The organism is Bartonella callosciuri (assembly GCF_014203215.1).
GTDB lineage: Bacteria > Pseudomonadota > Alphaproteobacteria > Rhizobiales > Rhizobiaceae > Bartonella > Bartonella callosciuri.
Genome location: NZ_JACHIM010000003.1, coordinates 185157 through 204113, shown reverse-complemented (window position 1 = coordinate 204113; position 18957 = coordinate 185157). Strand labels below are relative to the sequence as shown.

Below are 18957 nucleotides of genomic sequence, written 5' to 3'. Positions count from 1 at the left end.
AGCCCTCCTTAACGTTGCCCACATGCCTTTAGTTGCTGTTCATACTGTCTCGATATTCTTGCCATACGCTGTGCTGCTTGTGCAAGCGCAGACGCTACATGTCCTCTACTGCGGGCATAAGCACCATGCCCCATATGATAATTTAAATAAAGGCTGTAGGCATCATCAAACCTCACACCATTGCGCTGAACACTTTGACGATGGTACCAAGCAACAAAATCAGCAGCATCTGCAAAATTAGTACGACGCGCAAAAGACTTTCCTGTAGAGCGAAGATACATTGCCCATGTACTATCAAGCGCTTGAGAATAACCATAAGCTGTTGACCGACGCTTCCATGGAATAAAACCAAGCAGTTTTGTGCGCGGAGGACGTGCATTATGACGAAAGCTCGATTCCATATTAATGGTAGCAAGAATAATAGGCATAGGAATCCCATAGCGCATTTCTGCTCTTTTAGAAGCCTTTCTCCAATTATCAAAAAAACCATCTTTTTGAGCTAAAATGGCACAAGCATTATTTGTATAGATGGGGGTGCTTGTTGCACATCCCCCTAGCAGAAACACCAATGCCCCTAAAAACAAAAGGTTTCGCATATCCTTTTTTCCTCTCATTAGGAAATAATGAGATGTGGATACTAAAAAATTATTACCAATCCATAAAGAGTATAACGATATTTGTAATTACTAAAAAGCTTTGCTTTCCTCACTCTTCATCAACCAAATGCAATGTTTGCGACTGCACAGATGTTGCCATTTTCGTTGATTCAGAGTTATTGTCTTTTAATTCAAAAGTTTCAATGCGATTAGCCCGCTTCATAATTTTTGAGGATGAGATTAAAATTCCCTCTATATCTTCACCCGCTTTATAAAAATGCTTCTGTAACGCACGAACACGCATATCCATCCGTCCAAAATCTTCCATCAATTTTGCTACTTCAGACTGTATCAAATGCGCTTGTTCACGCATCCGTGCATCTTTCATAATGGTTTGGACAACCTGAATAGATAACATCAACAAAGATGGTGAGACAATAATCACATGTGCTCGATTGGCTTTTTGTACCAATGACTCAAAATCCTCATAAATTGTTGCAAAAATCGATTCCGATGGGACAAAGAGAAGGGCAGTATCATGTGTTTCTCCAGGAATTAAATATTTTTGTGCAATATCACGAATATGAACTTCCATGTCGGTACGAAATTGGCGCTCTGCCTCTTGACGTTCTTGCACTGATATTGCTTTACGCATTGCATTCCAAGCCTCGAGAGGAAATTTAGCATCAACAACAAGAGAAGGTGCTTTATTCGGCATGTGAATGAGACAATCTGGTCGCTTTCCATTTGAGAGAACTGCCTGAAAAACATAGGCATTTGTTGGTAGAGCATCCACAATAATTGCTTCCATCCGCCCTTGACCAAAAGTACCACGCGTTTGCTTATTGCTTAAAATGGCCTGTAGCTGAACAACCTGCCCTGTAAGCGACTGAATATTATTTTGCGCTGCATCGATCACCGCTAAACGCTCTTGCAAACGATTTAAATTTTCATAAGTCGATTTGGTCTGTACCTGAAGTGTTTGACCCAAATTAGCTGTGATCCCATTAAGCTGCTCACTGAGTGACTTATTCAATTCAGCCTGTCTTTGACCAAAAATTTCTGCCATCATTTGCATCCGCCCTTGCATTTCAGCTTGTGTTTTTAGCAATGTAGCCATCTGCATTTGTGCTTCACGGGCACGTTCAGCAGCTTCACTTTCCCAAAGTGCCTTTCTGTGATGAGAACGTATTAGAATAAAAAATATTAAACAAACGAGTATAAGTAAAAGCAAAGCATTCAGCTTAACAAAAGACTCATCAGTGAATATAAAAGAAAAAAACGAATCAAACATGAAAAATAATATAACGCTCTTAACGTAAAAAAATGCAAGAATCTGTTATTCAATATTGACCCGTAACAAACCATTGATTAATCTCTGCTTATGCCAATTAGATCTTTAGTTACTTTACCTGATCCGATTTTACGAGAAGTGTCCAAACCTGTCGAGCATGTCGATTCAACTCTCCAAAAACTCGCTGATGACATGCTGGAAACCATGTATGATGCCCAAGGGGTGGGTCTTGCTGCTATTCAAATTGGTGTACCCCTTCGTATGTTGGTCATGGATGTCTCCAAAAATGATGACCCAAAAAATCCACTTGTTATTATTAACCCTGAAATCTTATGGCTTTCAGATGAGCGCAATATTTGCAAAGAGGGCTGCCTTTCTATTCCTGAGTATTATGCGGAAGTTGAACGTCCAAAACGCCTCTGCGTTAGCTATACAGATCGCGAAGGAAAACGAACAGAAATTGAAGCGGATCATCTCCTAGCCACTTGCTTACAGCATGAAATTGACCATTTAAACGGTTGCCTTTTTATTGATCACATTTCAAAAATCAAACGCGATATGGTGATACGAAAATTTAAAAAACGCGCGAAAGAAAAAAACACACAGGAAGCAATTTTGTAATGGCATTACGGTTAAGTTTTATGGGAACACCTGATTTTTCTGTTCCCATTTTACATGCTTTATTGGATGCAGGCCATGATATTGTGGCTGTTTACAGCCAACCCCCCCGCCCAGCAGGACGTCGTGGACTAAAACTAATCCCCTCACCTGTTCACAACGCAGCACAAGCAAAATCCATTCCTGTATTCACACCTCAAACACTTAAAACAACCGAACAGCAAGCCCACTTTGCGGCGCTTCGCGTTGATGCAGCTGTTGTCGTTGCTTATGGAATTCTCTTACCGAAGGCTATTCTTGAAACACCACGTTTTGGTTGCTTTAATGCTCATGCTTCACTCTTGCCACGCTGGCGTGGGGCTGCGCCTATTCAGCGTGCAATTATGGCTGGTGATAAAGAAACGGGAATAATGATTATGAAAATGGATGAAGGGCTTGATACGGGGCCTATTGCTCTATCACGCTCTATCCCTATTACTGAGGATACCACCACTGATGAACTTTCAAACAAGCTTTCACACACAGGTGCAGACCTTATGATAGAAACTTTGTCAGCTCTTGAAAAAGGAAAGCTTAAACTTACTCCACAATCAGATAAAAACATAACCTATGCATCCAAAATCAAAAAGGAAGAGACCCGAATTGATTGGACAAAGCCTGCAGAACTTATTCATAGGTATATTCGCGCACTTTCTCCCTCTCCTGGTTGCTGGTGTAACATGATTATCGGTGACAGAGAAGAACGTGTAAAAATTCTTGGAAGCCGCTTAACAACGGGTTCTTCTCTTGAAATTGGTCGAATAGAACCAGACTCTTTGATTATTCATTGCGGACAAGGACGTATTGAAATAACGCATCTCCAAAGATCTGGTGGTAAAATTCTTGAGTGCGCAACATTTTTGCGAGGCGCTCATATTTCCGCTGTTTTTTGATATGCCACGTTTTAAAATCACTCTTGAATATGATGGCTCAAATTATGCTGGCTGGCAACGTCAAGCTAAACTTCATACCATACAGGGTGCCCTTGAACAGGCCATTTTTCACTTTAGCGGTCAACTAGTGACCATCACAACAGCTGGGAGAACAGATGCAGGTGTACATGCTACAGGACAAGTTGCACATGTTGACTTTGAAAAAAACTGGAGCACACATACTGTACGCGATGCGCTTAATGCTCATTTGCAAAAACAAGGGGAAGTTATTTCGATCTTGAATGTACAAAACGTCCCCGATAGCTTTGATGCACGATTTTCTGCAATCAAACGCCATTATCTTTTTAAAATTCTCAATCGTCGTTCACCCCCAGCCTTAAATGTCAAACGCGTGTGGTGGTTGCCAAAACCCCTCAATGCTGAAGCCATGCATGAAGCTGCTCAAAAACTTGTAGGAAAACATGATTTTACCACTTTTCGCTCAGTACATTGCCAAGCCAAAAGTCCTATTCGCACCCTTGAACGTCTTGATGTTCAAAGAGAAGGGGAAGAAATTTTCCTCTATGCACAAGCGCGCTCTTTTCTGCATCATCAAATCCGTTCATTTGCAGGAAGTCTTATGGAAGTTGGTATTGGACGCTGGACAATACGCGATCTTGAAGCAGCTCTTCATGCTAAAGATCGTACACGCTGTGGTGTTGTCGCACCACCTTCAGGACTTTATTTGACCAAAGTTGAGTATTAATATCTCTGCAAAAGTTACTTTCTTAAAAGCAGTTAAGGCGACGGATAAAAATCACGAGCTTCTCCAAAAGCTGACACCACTGGAGTGGTAATTTTTATAAAATTGATATCGAAAGGAAAATTGTACCTTGCACGGATAAATAAGCTAAATTGATAACGTTGTCCCAAAATTCTTTACCAAATAGTAGAATCGGAACCTTTTTCATTCGTCCCGTCTGCATTAAAGTTAAAGTTTCAAACAATTCATCCAGAGTACCAAAACCTCCAGGAAAAACGGCTAAGGCTTTCGCTCGCATTAAAAAGTGCACTTTGCGCATCGCTAAATAATGAAAATTAAAACATAAATGCGATATCATATAAGGTTTAGGCTTCTGCTCATATGCGGTAAAACAACATTCAAAAGTCAACCGTTGGTAGCACCAACATCAATTGCAATTAAGGAAGCTTATAAAAAGCACGAATTTCTTTAAAAGCTTCTTCTGCTGTACTGACAAATTTTACCAAATTAACATCGGAAGAAGAAATTGTACCTTGCGCTGATAAATAAGCTAAATTGATAACATTGTCCCAAAATTCTTTACCAAATAGTAGAATCGGAACCTTTTTCATTCGTCCCGTCTGCATTAAAGTTAAAGTTTCAAACAATTCATCCAGAGTACCAAAACCTCCAGGAAAAACGGCTAAGGCTTTCGCTCGCATTAAAAAGTGCACTTTGCGCATCGCTAAATAATGAAAATTAAAACATAAATGCGGAGTCACATAAGGATTAGGCTCCTGCTCATGTGGTAAAAAAACATTCAAGCCAATCGTTGGTGCACCAACATCAACAGCACCGCGATTTCCCGCTTCCATTATCCCTGGCCCTCCCCCTGTAACAATCACAAATTCACGGTACTCGGTCGTAGCAGAATAGCGTGAACATAAACGCGCAAATTCCCTTGCTTCATCGTAATAATGCGACATAGAATATAAATTCTTCTTTTGCGTTTCATTTTTGGCTGCCCACACTTCTTGCCCAGGTTCAGGAATACGCGCCCCACCAAATAACACAACTGTTGATTGAATATCACATTCTTGAAGCGTGATTTCTGGCTTTAAAAATTCAAGACTAATACGTTGTGAACGTAGTTCAGGACGCATCATAAAATCCTTGTCGAGATAAGCCAAACGATAAGTAGGAGAATGCATTTGTGCTGAATCAGAAACTTTTTTTACCTTTTGTAGAGAATCCTTCATATGGGGAAGTGGCACCCAATTTTTTTGCTCTTCTTCATTTTTTTCTTTATAGCATTTTTTCATACACCTATCCTGCTTCCGTTAATTATCGTTTTATTGACTGAATACATTTCTTCGCGTAGGTCATAAAGAATAAATCTTGAAGCTTTCAACTTGTTTAACGGAACTCTTATCATGACTCATCTCACACAACTTGAAATGATTATTGAAAAAGCATTTGACGACCGAAATTCTATCAACACCACCACAAAGGGTGAAATTCGTGAGGGTGTTGAACATGCATTAAACCTTCTCGATAAAGGCGAAATCCGTGTTGCAGAACGTCAAAAAAATGGACAATGGCATGTTCATCAATGGTTGAAAAAAGCTGTTCTTTTGTCCTTTCGTCTTCACCCCATGCACATCATTTCTGGTGGTCCGGGTGAATCGCATTGGTGGGATAAAGTTCCTTCGAAATTTTCCGGTTGGCAAGAAGCTGATTTTAAAAAAGCTGATTTCCGTTCAGTTCCTGGAGCAATTGTACGCCATTCTGCCTACATTGCACCTAACGTCATTTTGATGCCATCTTTTGTGAATCTCGGCGCTTTTGTCGATGAAGGGACAATGGTTGATACATGGACCACCGTTGGTTCTTGTGCACAAATTGGGAAACATGTTCATCTTTCTGGTGGCGTTGGAATTGGCGGAGTTTTAGAACCACTGCAAGCCAACCCAACGATTATTGAAGATCACTGTTTTATCGGTGCGCGATCTGAAATCGTTGAAGGTTGCATTATCCGTGAAGGTTCTGTTTTAGGAATGGGAGTCTTTATTGGAAAATCCACAAAAATTATTGATCGGGCAACAGGTGAAGTTTTTATAGGCGAAGTACCAGCCTATTCTGTTGTTGTTCCAGGCTCTCTTCCCGGAAAACCATTATCAAATGGTGAAGCAAGTCCGAACCTTTATTGTGCTGTGATAGTAAAGCGCGTTGATCAACAAACACGAGAGAAAACATCAATTAATGATCTTTTGCGTGATTAAAAAATATTTTTCAAGAATCTTAGCCAATCAACAAAAGATAAGAACACAATCAATAAAGGAGAATACTTTCTTTTTGATTATTTACTCATTTTAAGTGCTTCAATAAACGCCGACTGTGGAATTTCTACTTTTCCAAATTGACGCATACGCTTTTTACCTTCTTTTTGCTTTTCTAAAAGTTTGCGCTTACGCGTGACATCGCCCCCATAACATTTAGCTGTTACATCTTTACGTAAAGCACGAATTGTCTCGCGCGCAATGATTTTACCACCAATCGCAGCCTGTACCGGAATCTGAAACATATGCTGAGGAATAAGATCTTTTAGTTTTTCACACAGTGAACGCCCGCGTTTTTCTGCAATAGTACGGTGCACAAGCATCGATAATGCATCAATAGATTCTCCATTGACCAAAATAGACATTTTAACTAAGTCACCCTCTGCATAATTCGTCATTTGATAATCAAAAGAAGCATACCCCTTTGAAATTGATTTTAAACGATCATAAAAATCAAAAACGACTTCATTCAAAGGCAAATCGTATGTCACCATGGCACGCGTCCCGACATAGGACAAATTAACCTGTATCCCTCGTCGTTCTTGGCAAAGTTCTAAAACTGATCCAAGATAGTTATCAGGAGTCATTATTGTAGCCCGAATCCATGGTTCTTCAATAGAAGAAATCTTAACAAGATCAGGCATATCTGCTGGATTATGGAGTTCCTTAACAGACCCATCATTCATATTCATGCGATAAACAACCGAAGGTGCGGTCGCAATTAAATCCAAATTAAATTCGCGCTCTAACCGCTCTTGAATAATTTCAAGATGAAGAAGCCCTAAAAAGCCACAACGAAAACCAAATCCCAAAGCCGCTGATGTTTCCATTTCAAAGGAAAAGCTTGCATCATTTAAGCGCAATTTGCCCATGGCTGCACGCAAATCGTCAAAATCAGCTGCATCAACTGGAAAAAGTCCACAAAAGACAACCGGTTGCGCCGGTTTAAATCCGGGTAATGCCTCTTCACAAGGACGGCGCTCTTCCGTAATGGTATCGCCAACCCGCGTATCAGCAACTTCTTTGATAGAAGCAGTTATAAAGCCAATCTCCCCAGGACCTAATTCATCCACCTGAATCATTTTTGGAGTAAAGACCCCAACCCGTTCAACTGGATATTTTGCTCCAGTTCCCATCATGCGAATGATTTGACCTTTTTTCAACACACCATCAATCACACGCACCAAAACGATGACACCAAGATATGTATCATACCAACTATCAACCAACATTGCCTTTAAGGGTTTGCTACGATCGCCAGTGCGCGGAGGTGGCAATTGTGTAACAATTGCTTCTAAAACATCAGAAATACCTAAGCCTGTTTTTGCTGATATTTCTACTGCCTCAGATGTATCGATACCTATTACATCTTCAATTTGTTCTTTTACACGCTCAGGTTCTGCTGCTGGAAGATCAACCTTATTGAGCACAACAACTAACTCATGAGAATTATCAATAGCTTGATAAACATTTGCCAACGTCTGTGCCTCTACACCTTGGCTCGCATCTACCACCAGAAGCGAACCTTCACAAGCTGCCAATGAGCGTGAAACCTCATAAGCAAAATCGACATGACCAGGTGTATCAATCAGATTCAAAATATAGGTCTCACCATTCTTTGCCTTATAGTGTAAACGTACGGTTTGTGCTTTAATCGTAATCCCACGTTCGCGCTCAATATCCATGGAATCGAGCACTTGCTCTTTCATCTCACGTGTCTCAAGTCCTCCTGTCATTTGAATCAAACGATCAGCTAAAGTTGACTTTCCATGATCAATGTGCGCCACGATGGAAAAATTACGGATATAATTACGATCTAATGTCATACGGGCGATTTAGCAAAGAATAACACAAAACGCAAAGACCAATTATGCCCTTTGAGAACCTTTAAAAAATATAAATGAAAAGAGCTTCTCAAAACACAACGCTTCATAACTTAAAAAATGAGGCTTTTGTTTGCTAATCTATACAAATAGTTGAAAGCATTTAACTTTTTGATATTGGTTAATCTTATCATTCACATACTCGTATATTACTAGAAATGCGTATATAATCTACCCAAGCTTTCGACCTCGCAAGAAGTGTCGTTGGCTATTTGTACACAATAGCTCGCTTTTTTTATTTTGTGTCCAATTATAAAACACTTAATACCGAAGCAGATGGTTTTCTCAACTGTCAAAACTTCAGAAATATACTCTCTTGTGTAATATCTGTAATATCTTTTGAAAAAGCGTATAATCCTCTAAAAGATTCCTTCTTTTCTTCCTTTAAAGGTAAAAAATATCAAAAACCTACTTAATTTCATTGAAAAACAAAAAATAAATCCCTTTAAATAAGAATATTGTGAAAGAAAAAAGGAAAAACTAATCAATTTTTTTAATTACTTTATTTTTTTACGCCATTGTGAAGGTTGTAATTCAGCCACCACGATCCCAATCATAATGAGGGCTCCCCCCAATAAAGCTAAAGGTGCTAACCGCTCACCAGCCAAACGTCCAACAATACAAGCCCATACAGATTCGCCTGCATAAATAAGTGTTGCACGCGTAGGTGAAATAGATTTTTGTGCCCAATTCATCGCCAACTGAATGATGGCACTCATCAATGCTAATCCTATACCGATACTAAACCATATCCATGAAAATTCAGGAATACTCTCACCCATAAAAGGCATACAAAAAAATGAAAAAAGACCACTAAAAAATAACTGTACAATCGTCACACGCCGACTATCAACCTTGTTAGCAAAAATTCCGATGAGTATAACCTCTCCAGCAATTGCTAAAGCACCTAACAAAGTGAGAATTTCACCTCTTGAAAAATCAAAGCCTCCCAACTTTTGTCCAGAAACAAGTATAAGACCAATAAAAGCAAAAATAATACCAACCCAACTCGCTAAACGAGGAAGCTTTTTAAAAACAATCCATTGTAATATTGGAACCATCGGAACATAAAGCGCTGTGATAAAAGCCGATTGACTACTCATAATAGTTTGAAGCCCTGCAGCTTGCAAAGCATAACCAAAAAACATTCCTAAACCAATGGCCATCCCAGCAAACAACTCATAAATGGTTATACCTTTCATAGAACGCCCAAAAATTGCACAACATATGAGCGATGCAGTGATAAAACGAAATCCAACAAAAAAGAGAGGACCACTATAACGTACTGCAATGTGAATCACTAAAAATGTAATGCCCCACAATATTGTTGCAAAAAATAATGCCAATTCTTGGCGACTTAATAAAGGACATTTCAACTGTTTTATATTAACCATGAAAGGTTCTATCCTCCAATTTATCCCATACTCTTATGAAACAATAAGCGTTCCAGCTCCCTGTTCGGTAAACAACTCTAGCAAGACAGAATGGGGGGTTTTACCATTTAAAATGGCAACACCTTCCACCCCATTTTGAAGGGCCTTTATACAGGTCTCTACTTTTGGAATCATACCCCCCGAAATTGTTCCATTTTTTATGAGGCTTTTAGCTTCAGAAATTGCTAGCTCCTTTAAAAGTTTACCCTTTTTATCTAAGACACCAGGAACATCGGTCAAAAACAAAAGACGTTTGGCTTCTAATGCACCGGCAATTGCTCCAGCAAAAATATCAGCATTAATATTATAGGTTTTGCCATCGCGACCTGGAGCTACCGGCGCAAGAACTGGAATCATTTCAGAGCATGCCAAAAGATCCAACAACGTGCGATCAACTTCGACAGGTTCACCAACAAATCCTAAGTCTAAAACACGTTCAATATGCGAATCGGGATCAATGACAGTTTTATAAGCCTTTTCGGCAAAAACCATATTGCCATCCTTGCCACATAGCCCTATTGCCCATTCACCTTCAGCGTTGATAAGAGCAACAATTTCCTTATTTATGGAACCAGCCAAAACCATTTCAACTACTTCAACAATCCGCTCATCGGTTACGCGTAAACCGTTTTCAAACCGTGATTCAATCCCCATTTTCATCAAAATTTCTGCAATTTGAGGACCTCCACCATGAACAACAACAGGGTTAATTCCTGATTGCTTCAACAGAGCAATATCACGTGCAAATGCTCGCCCCAAAACAGCATCACCCATAGCATGACCGCCATATTTTACAACAACCGTTTCATTTTCATATTTTTGCATATAAGGCAAAGCAGATGATAAAAATGCTGCTTGTTTTTCAAAAACATCTGCAATGTCGTTTTCAACATCATCCATCAAAAGAGTCTCCTTATCACTTTTTACCCTCTCTTAGAAAAAGTGAAAACAAATCCTCAATAAGTTTTGTTCTATCTGTCCCCTGAAAATCTTCAATTTTTCTTTAGATTACCACCAGCGTAATAACAAAGGTGAAACAAAGGCAGCTTCCTTTAAAAAATTGGCATCTAAAAATTAAACAAAACGGATGTACAAAATGTCATTGTTTTACGACCTTATATAGAAAATGGAAGCAGAATCTAAAAGAATTTTTAAGCCACGCTGACACTCAATTCATCTACTTTATCCTATAGATCTTTAACAATGAATATACACAACTACTGAGTTTATAATGATAATTTATCGTTTGCAACTTGAATGAGAGTTTCTAATATAGAGGAATGTTCTCCTCATTTCCAATCCTTGTTATGAAGTATCAATAAAAACTTTTGGCGTTCATATTAAAAAGTAGTATTGACGTGTAGATAAAACCGTTAAAAAAGGACTAAAAATATCTCTTTTGAATCGTCTCAAGCAAAAGTAACCGCAACACACCTGGAGCTAGCGAATGAATGATAACACTGATTTGTATAGTATCACACTGGAAAACCTGTAGTATAATCCAGCATTGCACTCTTCTCAGACCATATAAACTCTCTTGAAGAGATTCTTAAGTAATTCAATTTTTCTGTATGTTCGTTATCCTTATAATGATTGAAGACTTCTACAGAGAACAACAGAAAACCATTTTTTAAATTCATCAAGAATAAAATTGAATTTTTCTTTGCTTTTTATGAGAAAGGTATCCTTCTTTATTTATTCATCTACAAAATCAACAAAATCAGTATCTTCAGCTTAAATTAATAAAATCTGATCTATGCCGCTAATTTCAATTTTTTTCTTTGTTCATAAACCCTCTTCTCATTTGAGAAGTAGCAGTTTTCTTTCATAAATGGCCACTAAAACTCTACCCATAACCTCTTCACCACTTACGATTCAGTAAAAGATAAGAATGAGCTATAACAATGACTCTTTCAGAGAAAAATATCCAAAAGAAAGTTACTATTTCTGTTTGCTTACAAGAGCATACATAATTCGTTAATTAATTGCGTATTTATAGGTCAAAAAGATAGCAAAGGAAGCCTTTGAAATATTGTCACAACCCTACAACTGCAAAGCATTGGTATCATTTATACTCCTCGATATAACAGATATAACAGAATTAAGCGTTATGGAGAAAAAAGAAAAAGTTTCAATCACTTTTTCTTTATTCAAACACCCTTAAATATATAAGAATATACTCGGAAGTTTGAATGAAAAGTGTCTCCAAAATTATCTATACAGATAATTTTTGAAAGCACCTTAAAGCATTCTACTCAAACTCTAAGATATGTGCTCGCTCTGTGTTTTTACAATTCTATAAAGTGTTGTCGTTAACAAAGCAATTGTAGCATGCACATTCCAATGAAATGTTTGGATGACAAACTTAAGAAAAATTACAAAAAAGAAAGATAAAAATTATGCATGTATTAAAATCTTGCTAAACTGAAGCTGGAAATATTGTCTGTGTATTCAATGAATTGTTACGAAGATGAGCTGTTGTTCAAATTTCATAGATACCCAAAAAGCTCATTCATAAAACTATGAAATAAAACGGAGAGCCCAGACCTGAAATAGAAACGTATCCTAAAAAACGGCCAATAAAAATCGAAGGCACAAAAGGGCTTCAAGCTACAAGTTTGTGAGATTTATCATAGAACTTGTTGTGTATATACTGTACAGGACCCTCTTTTCTATCGAGGAAACTTATTTACACTCCCCTTCTTTCTTCAAGAAAGAAGAGTTTTCATCCTTCCAGAGATTTCAGTACAATAGAAACCTTAATTAAAATTAATCTCTCAAACATCCTCTTCTCACAATGAACTCTGGTGCAAACTCATTAATTCTGTCCCGAGATATTTTCAAAAAATTCTTTCATACGTGAAAAAAAACCGTGTGATTGTGGTGAGTTTTCATGATTTGAAAGCTTCTCAAACTTTTGCAACAATTCGCGCTGCTCCTGTGTTAACTTCTGCGGTGTTTCAATAGTTATATGGATATAAAGATCACCCCTTGCTTGTTGACGACGCAACATGGGCATACCCTTGCCCCTAAGACGGAATTGACGTCCATTTTGTGTACCCTCTGGAATCTTAACACGTGCTTTGACACCATCAAGGTTAGAAACCTCAAACTCACCTCCTAAAGCAGCTGTAACCATTGAAATGGGAACGCGACAGTGAAGATCTGCCTCCTCTCGCTGAAAAAATTCATGGGGTTTAATGGAAAGAAAAATATAAAGATCACCGCTAGGGCCACCGCGAATACCAGCATCTCCTTCTCCAGAGAGACGAATACGAGTACCATCTTCAATACCAGCTGGAATATTCACACTCAATGAACGTTTTTTTTCTACCCGTCTTGTTCCCTGACATTTGGGACATGGATCTGTAATAGTTTCACCACGTCCATGACATGCAGGGCATGTGCGCTCGATAGAGAAGAAACCTTGTGCTGCACGCACACGACCAGCTCCATGACAAGTTCCGCAAACTTGTGGTTTAGAGCCCTTTTTCGCGCCTGATCCTTCACAGGCATCACAAATAACGGAGCTCGGGATATTAATTTGCGCAGTTTTTCCTGAAAATGCCTCTTCCAAAGTTATTTCCATATTATAACTCAGATCAGCACCACGCTCGCGGCCATCATTGCGCTTGCGATGCATCCCTCCCATCATTTCGCCAAAAAAATCTTCAAAAATATCAGCAAATCCACCACCGGCAGCAAAACCACCAAAGGGATTTGTTCTCTCACGCCCATTATTTTCAAAAGCCGCATGACCAAAGCGATCATAAGCGGCACGCTTTTGAGGATCTTTAAGAACCTCATAAGCTTCGCCAATTTCTTTAAATTTCCGCTCTGCTTCTTTATCCCCCGCGTTGCGATCAGGATGATATTGCATTGCTAGCTTACGAAAAGCAGACTTCAACTTTTTATCATCACATTCGCGAGTCACGCCAAGAATTTCATAATAATCAGCCTTCATCATGTATTCCTGATAATTCTTTTTCATCCATCTTCATGGATAACATTTGTTTTCAATTTATATTCTTTGTAATAATGTTGCAACTCATCTCAAATAACAAAGCCCAGCCTTATATTTCAAAGGCCGGGTTTGTTAATTGATCAATGCATTTGCTTACACTATTTCTTCTTATCATTAATTTCTTCAAAATCAGCATCGACAACATCATCATCCTTTGTCTCTATTTCAGCGTCAGCTGTTGCTGCTTGTGACGCTTCATACATAGCCTGTCCGAGCTTCATACTGACTTCTGCTAATTTCTGCATTTTTGCTGTTACAGCTTCCATATCAGTACCATCAAGTGCAGACTTCAAATCAGCTATTGCAGTTTCAATCTGTTCTTTCTCTTCAGAAGAGACTTTATCACCATATTCCTTAAGCGATTTTTCCGTTGAATGGATAAGAGCTTCCGCTTGATTCTTGGTTTCAACACCTTCACGGCGCTTTTTGTCCTCAGCTGCATGCTCTTCTGCATCTTTTACCATTTTTTCAATGTCAGCATCACTTAAACCACCTGATGCTTGAATACGAATTTGATGCTCTTTACCAGTTCCTTTATCTTTGGCTGAAACATTGACAATACCATTCGCATCAATATCAAAAGTAACCTCAATCTGAGGCACACCACGCGGTGCTGGTGGAATACCAACAAGGTCAAATTGAGCGAGTAACTTGTTATCGTTAGCCATTTCGCGCTCGCCTTGGAAAACACGAATTGTCACAGCATTTTGATTATCATCAGCAGTCGAAAAGACTTGTGACTTTTTAGTTGGGATCGTGGTATTGCGTTCAATGAGACGTGTAAAAACCCCACCCAACGTCTCGATACCCAAAGACAAAGGTGTTACATCCAAAAGTAACACGTCTTTTACATCACCCTGCAATACCCCCCCTTGAATGGCAGCCCCCATCGCCACAACTTCATCGGGATTAACGCCTTTATGTGGATCCTTACCAAAGAAGCTTTGTACAACTTCCTGTATCTTGGGCATACGCGTCATACCCCCCACCAAAACAACTTCGTCAATCTCACCAGCTTTCAACCCTGCATCTTTTAGCGCAGATTTACAAGGCTCGATAGTGCGCTGCACTAAATCATCAACGAGAGATTCAAATTTCGCCCGAGTTAATTTCATTGTTAAGTGCTTGGGACCAGATTGATCTGCTGTAATAAATGGCAAATTGATTTCTGTCTGTTGTGAAGAAGAAAGTTCAATCTTTGCTTTTTCTGCTGCTTCTTTTAGACGCTGCAATGCCAGTTTATCATTTTTCAGGTCAATCCCTTGTTCTTTTTTAAATTCATCAGCAAAATAACCGACCAAGCGCATGTCAAAATCTTCACCGCCTAAAAAAGTATCTCCATTGGTCGATTTAACTTCAAAAACGCCATCTCCAATTTCAAGTACAGAAATGTCAAATGTGCCCCCGCCAAGGTCGTAAACAGCAATCGTTTTTCCGTCTTTTTTATCCAAACCATATGCTAAAGCAGCAGCTGTTGGCTCATTGATAATCCGCAAAACCTCAAGCCCAGCAATTTTACCTGCATCTTTGGTAGCCTGACGTTGTGCATCATTGAAATAAGCAGGAACAGTAATAACTGCCTGCTCAACTTTTTCACCAAGATAAGATTCTGCAGTTTCTTTCATTTTTTGCAAAATCATAGCTGAAATTTGTGACGGCGAGTATTTCTTACCAGCTTCTTCAACCCACGCATCACCATTATCGCCTTTAACAATTTTATAAGGCACAAGTACTTTATCTTTTTCAACCATGGGATCATCAAAACGGCGCCCAATCAGACGTTTAACTGCAAAAATCGTTCCTTCAGGATTCGTAACCGCCTGCCGTTTAGCAGGCTGCCCAACAAGCCGTTCTCCCCCATCAGTAAAGGCAACAACAGAAGGCGTTGTCCGCGCTCCTTCTGAATTTTCAATAACCTTTGCACTTTTGCCATCCATAACAGCGATACAAGAGTTAGTCGTCCCCAAATCAATACCAATTACTTTTGCCATATTATAATCTCCATTTCAGCAAGCTACCTCAACCTTCATCAAGCATCTTTCTAAGACAGCTCCTCATAACACTTAAAGCCCGTACTGCACTTCAAGTTACACAAACTATAAACTACAAGTTGCAACAAGCCTTTCTGCTTCGTATATAAGAACAGGCTTTTATCGCTACAAGAGAACAATGAGAGAAACATTCCCAAAATAAAACTTTTCTTTTAAAATAGGCATTCTACTTATGCGAAAATACTCTCTTGACCAATAATGCAGATATTGTAGCATATCTTTCCAACGATTCTGATAAACATATCAACCTATAAAAAAGATAAAGATAATGTCTACGCATTCTTCTTCGATCCTTCATAAATAAATGAGATTCTCACGTAAAATTTTCTGGAATACCGCTCAAATACGCGTAATTTATGTTACGAATAGCACAATTTCCCTGAAAAAACTCTATAATAGCCGTCAAATCATGCAATCAATAAACATGGGATTTAATGCTATAGATAGGTAGCATAAGAAATATCATATTGCCAAATGCCCATAGTTGCGCTGTCCATCAATGTTCAATAGCTCTACTTCTAACCACCTCATTATTTACCACTATTTAAAAGCTATGCTTTGATCCGCCTGATATGACTTTCTCTTTACCTACATTTAAATTTGCAAATATAGTAAGAAGGCACTTTCGCATCTAAGTGCACCATCACTTTAAACTTTATCGCCTTCCCCCAAAACCAAAGAATCTGTGCACTCTATCCTCGTTCGTATCATTCTGGCAATTCTTTCTTTTATTTTGCACAAAAACTCTGCTAAAAATAGAAAGAAGCATTCAAAAATGAATCTAATGAAGGAGGGTAAATCAATGATAATATTTATCGCCAAAAAAACAAAAAGTCTCGTATCTAAATATACAACTTACGCAAAATATCCAGTCAAAAAGATTATAACAAATTTCATGTGGGCTTTTCTCTTTTCTTGTATAGCCCTACCCGCAACCGCTCAGCAATATAAAGTTGGAGACATAGAAATTCTTAATCCTTGGACGCGCGCAACACCTAAGGGTATAAAAGTTGGCAACGGTTATCTCTACATCATTAATCATAGCAATACCCCTGATCGTCTGATCTCTGTTTCAACAGAAGGAGTACAAACAACAGAAATCCACTCTATGGCCGTTGTCAACGACATTATGAAAATGGAACACATGCATAATGGAATTGAAATTCCGGGTAATGGCGAAATTACCCTTAAGCCCGGTGGTAATCATATTATGTTTATAGGACTTTCACAACCATTCGAGCCAGGTGACAAAATCAGCGCAAAATTGATGTTTGAAAAAGCAGGAACAATTAAAATTGATTTCTCTGTAAATGCTATAGACGGATCACCTTCTAAATCAGCTCATGCTCATTAAGTTCTTGCATCGCTATTCAGTCAATAATTTCAGTATAATAATAAGGAGTGTGAAAATTTTTTCCACACTCCTTATTATTATTGTTTACCGCAATAAAACATACTGTAAAGAAATAAAAACTGATCCTCTGTGTTAATTAAGCACGGCTACTAATTTCAGGAATGTGTAAAACTTGCCCAGGATAAATCTTATCGGGAGATTTTAGCATTGACTTATTGACTTCAAAAAAATGTATTTTTATCACCTTGACCTGGTCCATAAACTTCTTCAGCAATTTTCCAAAGAGTATCACCAGATTTAACTTCATAAAAGCGAGAAGCCTTCATAGGTGAAGTATCTGAAATCTTTAATTGATTAAGATCAATAGCAGAGATACCCTGCGAATTGCCAACAACCAAAACTGCTTTTTCAAATGTTTCCCTATCTGGAACCTCACCACTTAAAATAGCTCTACCATCTTCAACTCGAATATTCATTTTTTCGGTGCCAAATTGAAAATTAGCAAATGCAGCTTTAAAGTCCTTTTCTTCTGGCTCATGATTTCCAATGCCCAGCTTTTCACCAACCGTTTTAATAAAATTAAAAAATCCCGTTATGCCCTCCTTTCCACAGAGTGAAAGCAAACTTTTTGCGCATATATCACTATACTGTTTTCTTTGCTCTTAAAAAAGATAGGCGAATTTTCTAAACTTTAACAATCAAAAACAAACCTGTTCAATTCTGAAACAAAAATAACAATAAAATTTGATAAAAAAAAATCTCTCTTAAAATTTTCTCTCAAGGGAAGGGATCTTAACACGTACAAAATCATTATAAAATTGCAAAGATAAAACAAGCTTTTACTGTAAAAATGTAAGGGGTTTTAATCTGCTATAGTTTGTATCACATTTGTTTTGCAAAAAAAATGTGAACTCCCATATAAATAGCGTGGATAGTTTGCTACCACGGCAATAGAAAGGTCTAAGAAACCATGAAGGATACACCAACAATCACGCAAACGATTGTACTTGTTGATGATGACCGCAATATTTTGACATCTTTATCTTTTGCGCTTGAGACAGAAGGCTATCGGGTTGAAAGTTATACGGATGGAGCATCTGCACTTAAAGGTTTAACACTCCATCCCCCACATTTAGCTATTTTTGATATTAAAATGCCCCGAATGGATGGAATGGAACTCTTGCGCCGATTGCGTCAAAAATCCGATATTCCTGTTATCTTTCTTACCTCTAAGGATGATGAAATTGATGAACTATTTGGTCTTAAAATGGGAGCTGACGATTTTATTACCAAACCTTTCTCTCAACGTCTTCTTATTGAACGCGTGAAAGCTATTCTGCGCCGATCAAATACACGCAACCAACCGCTTGTAACAGGAGCTTCTCCTACCTCTTCTCTTAAACGTGGAGATCTTGTAATGGATCAAGAGCGTCATACCTGTACATGGAAAGATAAACCTGTTATCCTAACTGTTACAGAATTTTTGATTCTGCAGACTTTAGCACAAAGACCAGGAGTTGTAAAAAGTCGTGATGCTTTGATGGATGCTGCCTATAGCGATCAAGTTTATGTCGATGACCGCACCATTGATAGTCACATTAAACGTTTGCGTAAAAAGTTTAAACAAGTGGATGATGACTTTGCAATGATTGAAACACTTTATGGTGTAGGATATCGTTTCCACGAAGTATAAAACTATTTTGTCGCAAAAG

The 18957-nt window shown here is 38.4% G+C and carries 14 protein-coding genes and 2 pseudogenes; 6 read left to right on the top strand and 10 right to left on the bottom strand.

Features of this window, described 5'->3' with window-relative positions; translation table 11 throughout:
- Window positions 1–8: 8 nt before the first annotated feature.
- Window positions 9–596, bottom strand: coding sequence for a transglycosylase SLT domain-containing protein (locus tag HNQ69_RS04300; RefSeq protein ID WP_183228845.1), 588 nt, complete (start codon window positions 594–596; stop codon window positions 9–11).
- A 109-nt stretch (window positions 597–705) separates the two neighbouring features.
- The gene (locus tag HNQ69_RS04295; RefSeq protein WP_183228844.1) at window positions 706–1890 is read right to left on the bottom strand and encodes a DNA recombination protein RmuC; all 1185 of its coding nucleotides are present in this window, start codon (window positions 1888–1890) and stop codon (window positions 706–708) included.
- Between the two features lie 90 nt (window positions 1891–1980).
- Here HNQ69_RS04295 and def point away from each other — a divergent pair, with 90 nt between their 5' ends.
- From def to truA, 3 genes are read left to right on the top strand one after another with little or no spacing between them, the layout of a single operon-like run.
- Entirely contained in the window at window positions 1981–2511 is a 531-nt protein-coding gene (gene def, locus HNQ69_RS04290) for a peptide deformylase (RefSeq protein ID WP_183228843.1), read from the top strand.
- A complete protein-coding gene (gene fmt, locus HNQ69_RS04285) occupies window positions 2511–3440 on the top strand; it encodes a methionyl-tRNA formyltransferase (protein WP_183228842.1) in 930 nt (309 codons plus the stop codon). The genes def and fmt overlap by 1 nt, the downstream gene beginning before the upstream one ends.
- A gap of 1 nt (window position 3441) precedes the next feature.
- Window positions 3442–4185, top strand: coding sequence for a tRNA pseudouridine(38-40) synthase TruA (gene truA, locus HNQ69_RS04280; RefSeq protein ID WP_183228841.1), 744 nt, complete (start codon window positions 3442–3444; stop codon window positions 4183–4185).
- A gap of 32 nt (window positions 4186–4217) precedes the next feature.
- Here the strand turns inward: truA and HNQ69_RS04275 are convergent.
- Window positions 4218–4584 (bottom strand): annotated as a pseudogene (locus HNQ69_RS04275) (LOG family protein); the annotation flags it as partial.
- Between the two features lie 35 nt (window positions 4585–4619).
- Entirely contained in the window at window positions 4620–5483 is an 864-nt protein-coding gene (locus HNQ69_RS04270) for an LOG family protein (RefSeq protein ID WP_183228840.1), read from the bottom strand.
- 111 nt (window positions 5484–5594) lie between these two features.
- Here HNQ69_RS04270 and dapD point away from each other — a divergent pair, with 111 nt between their 5' ends.
- Window positions 5595–6443: a 2,3,4,5-tetrahydropyridine-2,6-dicarboxylate N-succinyltransferase gene (gene dapD / locus HNQ69_RS04265; RefSeq protein ID WP_183228839.1), complete on the top strand. Its 849-nt coding sequence runs from the start codon at window positions 5595–5597 to the stop codon at window positions 6441–6443.
- Between the two features lie 77 nt (window positions 6444–6520).
- Here dapD and lepA read toward each other — a convergent pair whose 3' ends face one another.
- The 5 genes from lepA to dnaK form a co-directional block, all read right to left on the bottom strand.
- A complete protein-coding gene (lepA, locus tag HNQ69_RS04260) occupies window positions 6521–8326 on the bottom strand; it encodes a translation elongation factor 4 (protein ID WP_183228838.1) in 1806 nt (601 codons plus the stop codon).
- Window positions 8327–8880: 554 nt separating this feature from the next.
- Window positions 8881–9777: a DMT family transporter gene (locus HNQ69_RS04255; RefSeq protein ID WP_183228837.1), complete on the bottom strand. Its 897-nt coding sequence runs from the start codon at window positions 9775–9777 to the stop codon at window positions 8881–8883.
- 33 nt (window positions 9778–9810) lie between these two features.
- Window positions 9811–10716, bottom strand: coding sequence for an acetylglutamate kinase (argB, locus tag HNQ69_RS04250; protein ID WP_183228836.1), 906 nt, complete (start codon window positions 10714–10716; stop codon window positions 9811–9813).
- Between the two features lie 1918 nt (window positions 10717–12634).
- Window positions 12635–13780 carry a molecular chaperone DnaJ gene (gene dnaJ / locus HNQ69_RS04245; RefSeq protein ID WP_183228909.1) on the bottom strand — a complete coding sequence of 382 codons (1146 nt, stop codon included), beginning with the start codon at window positions 13778–13780 and terminating at the stop codon, window positions 12635–12637.
- Between the two features lie 158 nt (window positions 13781–13938).
- On the bottom strand, window positions 13939–15831 hold the full coding sequence (dnaK, locus tag HNQ69_RS04240; protein WP_183228835.1) for a molecular chaperone DnaK: 1893 nt from the start codon (window positions 15829–15831) through the stop codon (window positions 13939–13941).
- A gap of 862 nt (window positions 15832–16693) precedes the next feature.
- On the opposite strand from dnaK, the gene HNQ69_RS04235 reads away from it, so the two are divergent.
- On the top strand, window positions 16694–17245 hold the full coding sequence (locus HNQ69_RS04235) for a copper chaperone PCu(A)C (RefSeq protein ID WP_183228834.1): 552 nt from the start codon (window positions 16694–16696) through the stop codon (window positions 17243–17245).
- A 136-nt stretch (window positions 17246–17381) separates the two neighbouring features.
- On the opposite strand, the pseudogene lysM reads toward HNQ69_RS04235, so the two are convergent.
- Window positions 17382–17841 (bottom strand): annotated as a pseudogene (gene lysM, locus HNQ69_RS04230) (peptidoglycan-binding protein LysM).
- 374 nt (window positions 17842–18215) lie between these two features.
- On the opposite strand from lysM, the gene HNQ69_RS04225 reads away from it, so the two are divergent.
- The gene (locus tag HNQ69_RS04225) at window positions 18216–18938 is read left to right on the top strand and encodes a response regulator transcription factor (protein WP_183228833.1); all 723 of its coding nucleotides are present in this window, start codon (window positions 18216–18218) and stop codon (window positions 18936–18938) included.
- The last annotated feature ends 19 nt before the right edge of the window (window positions 18939–18957 follow it).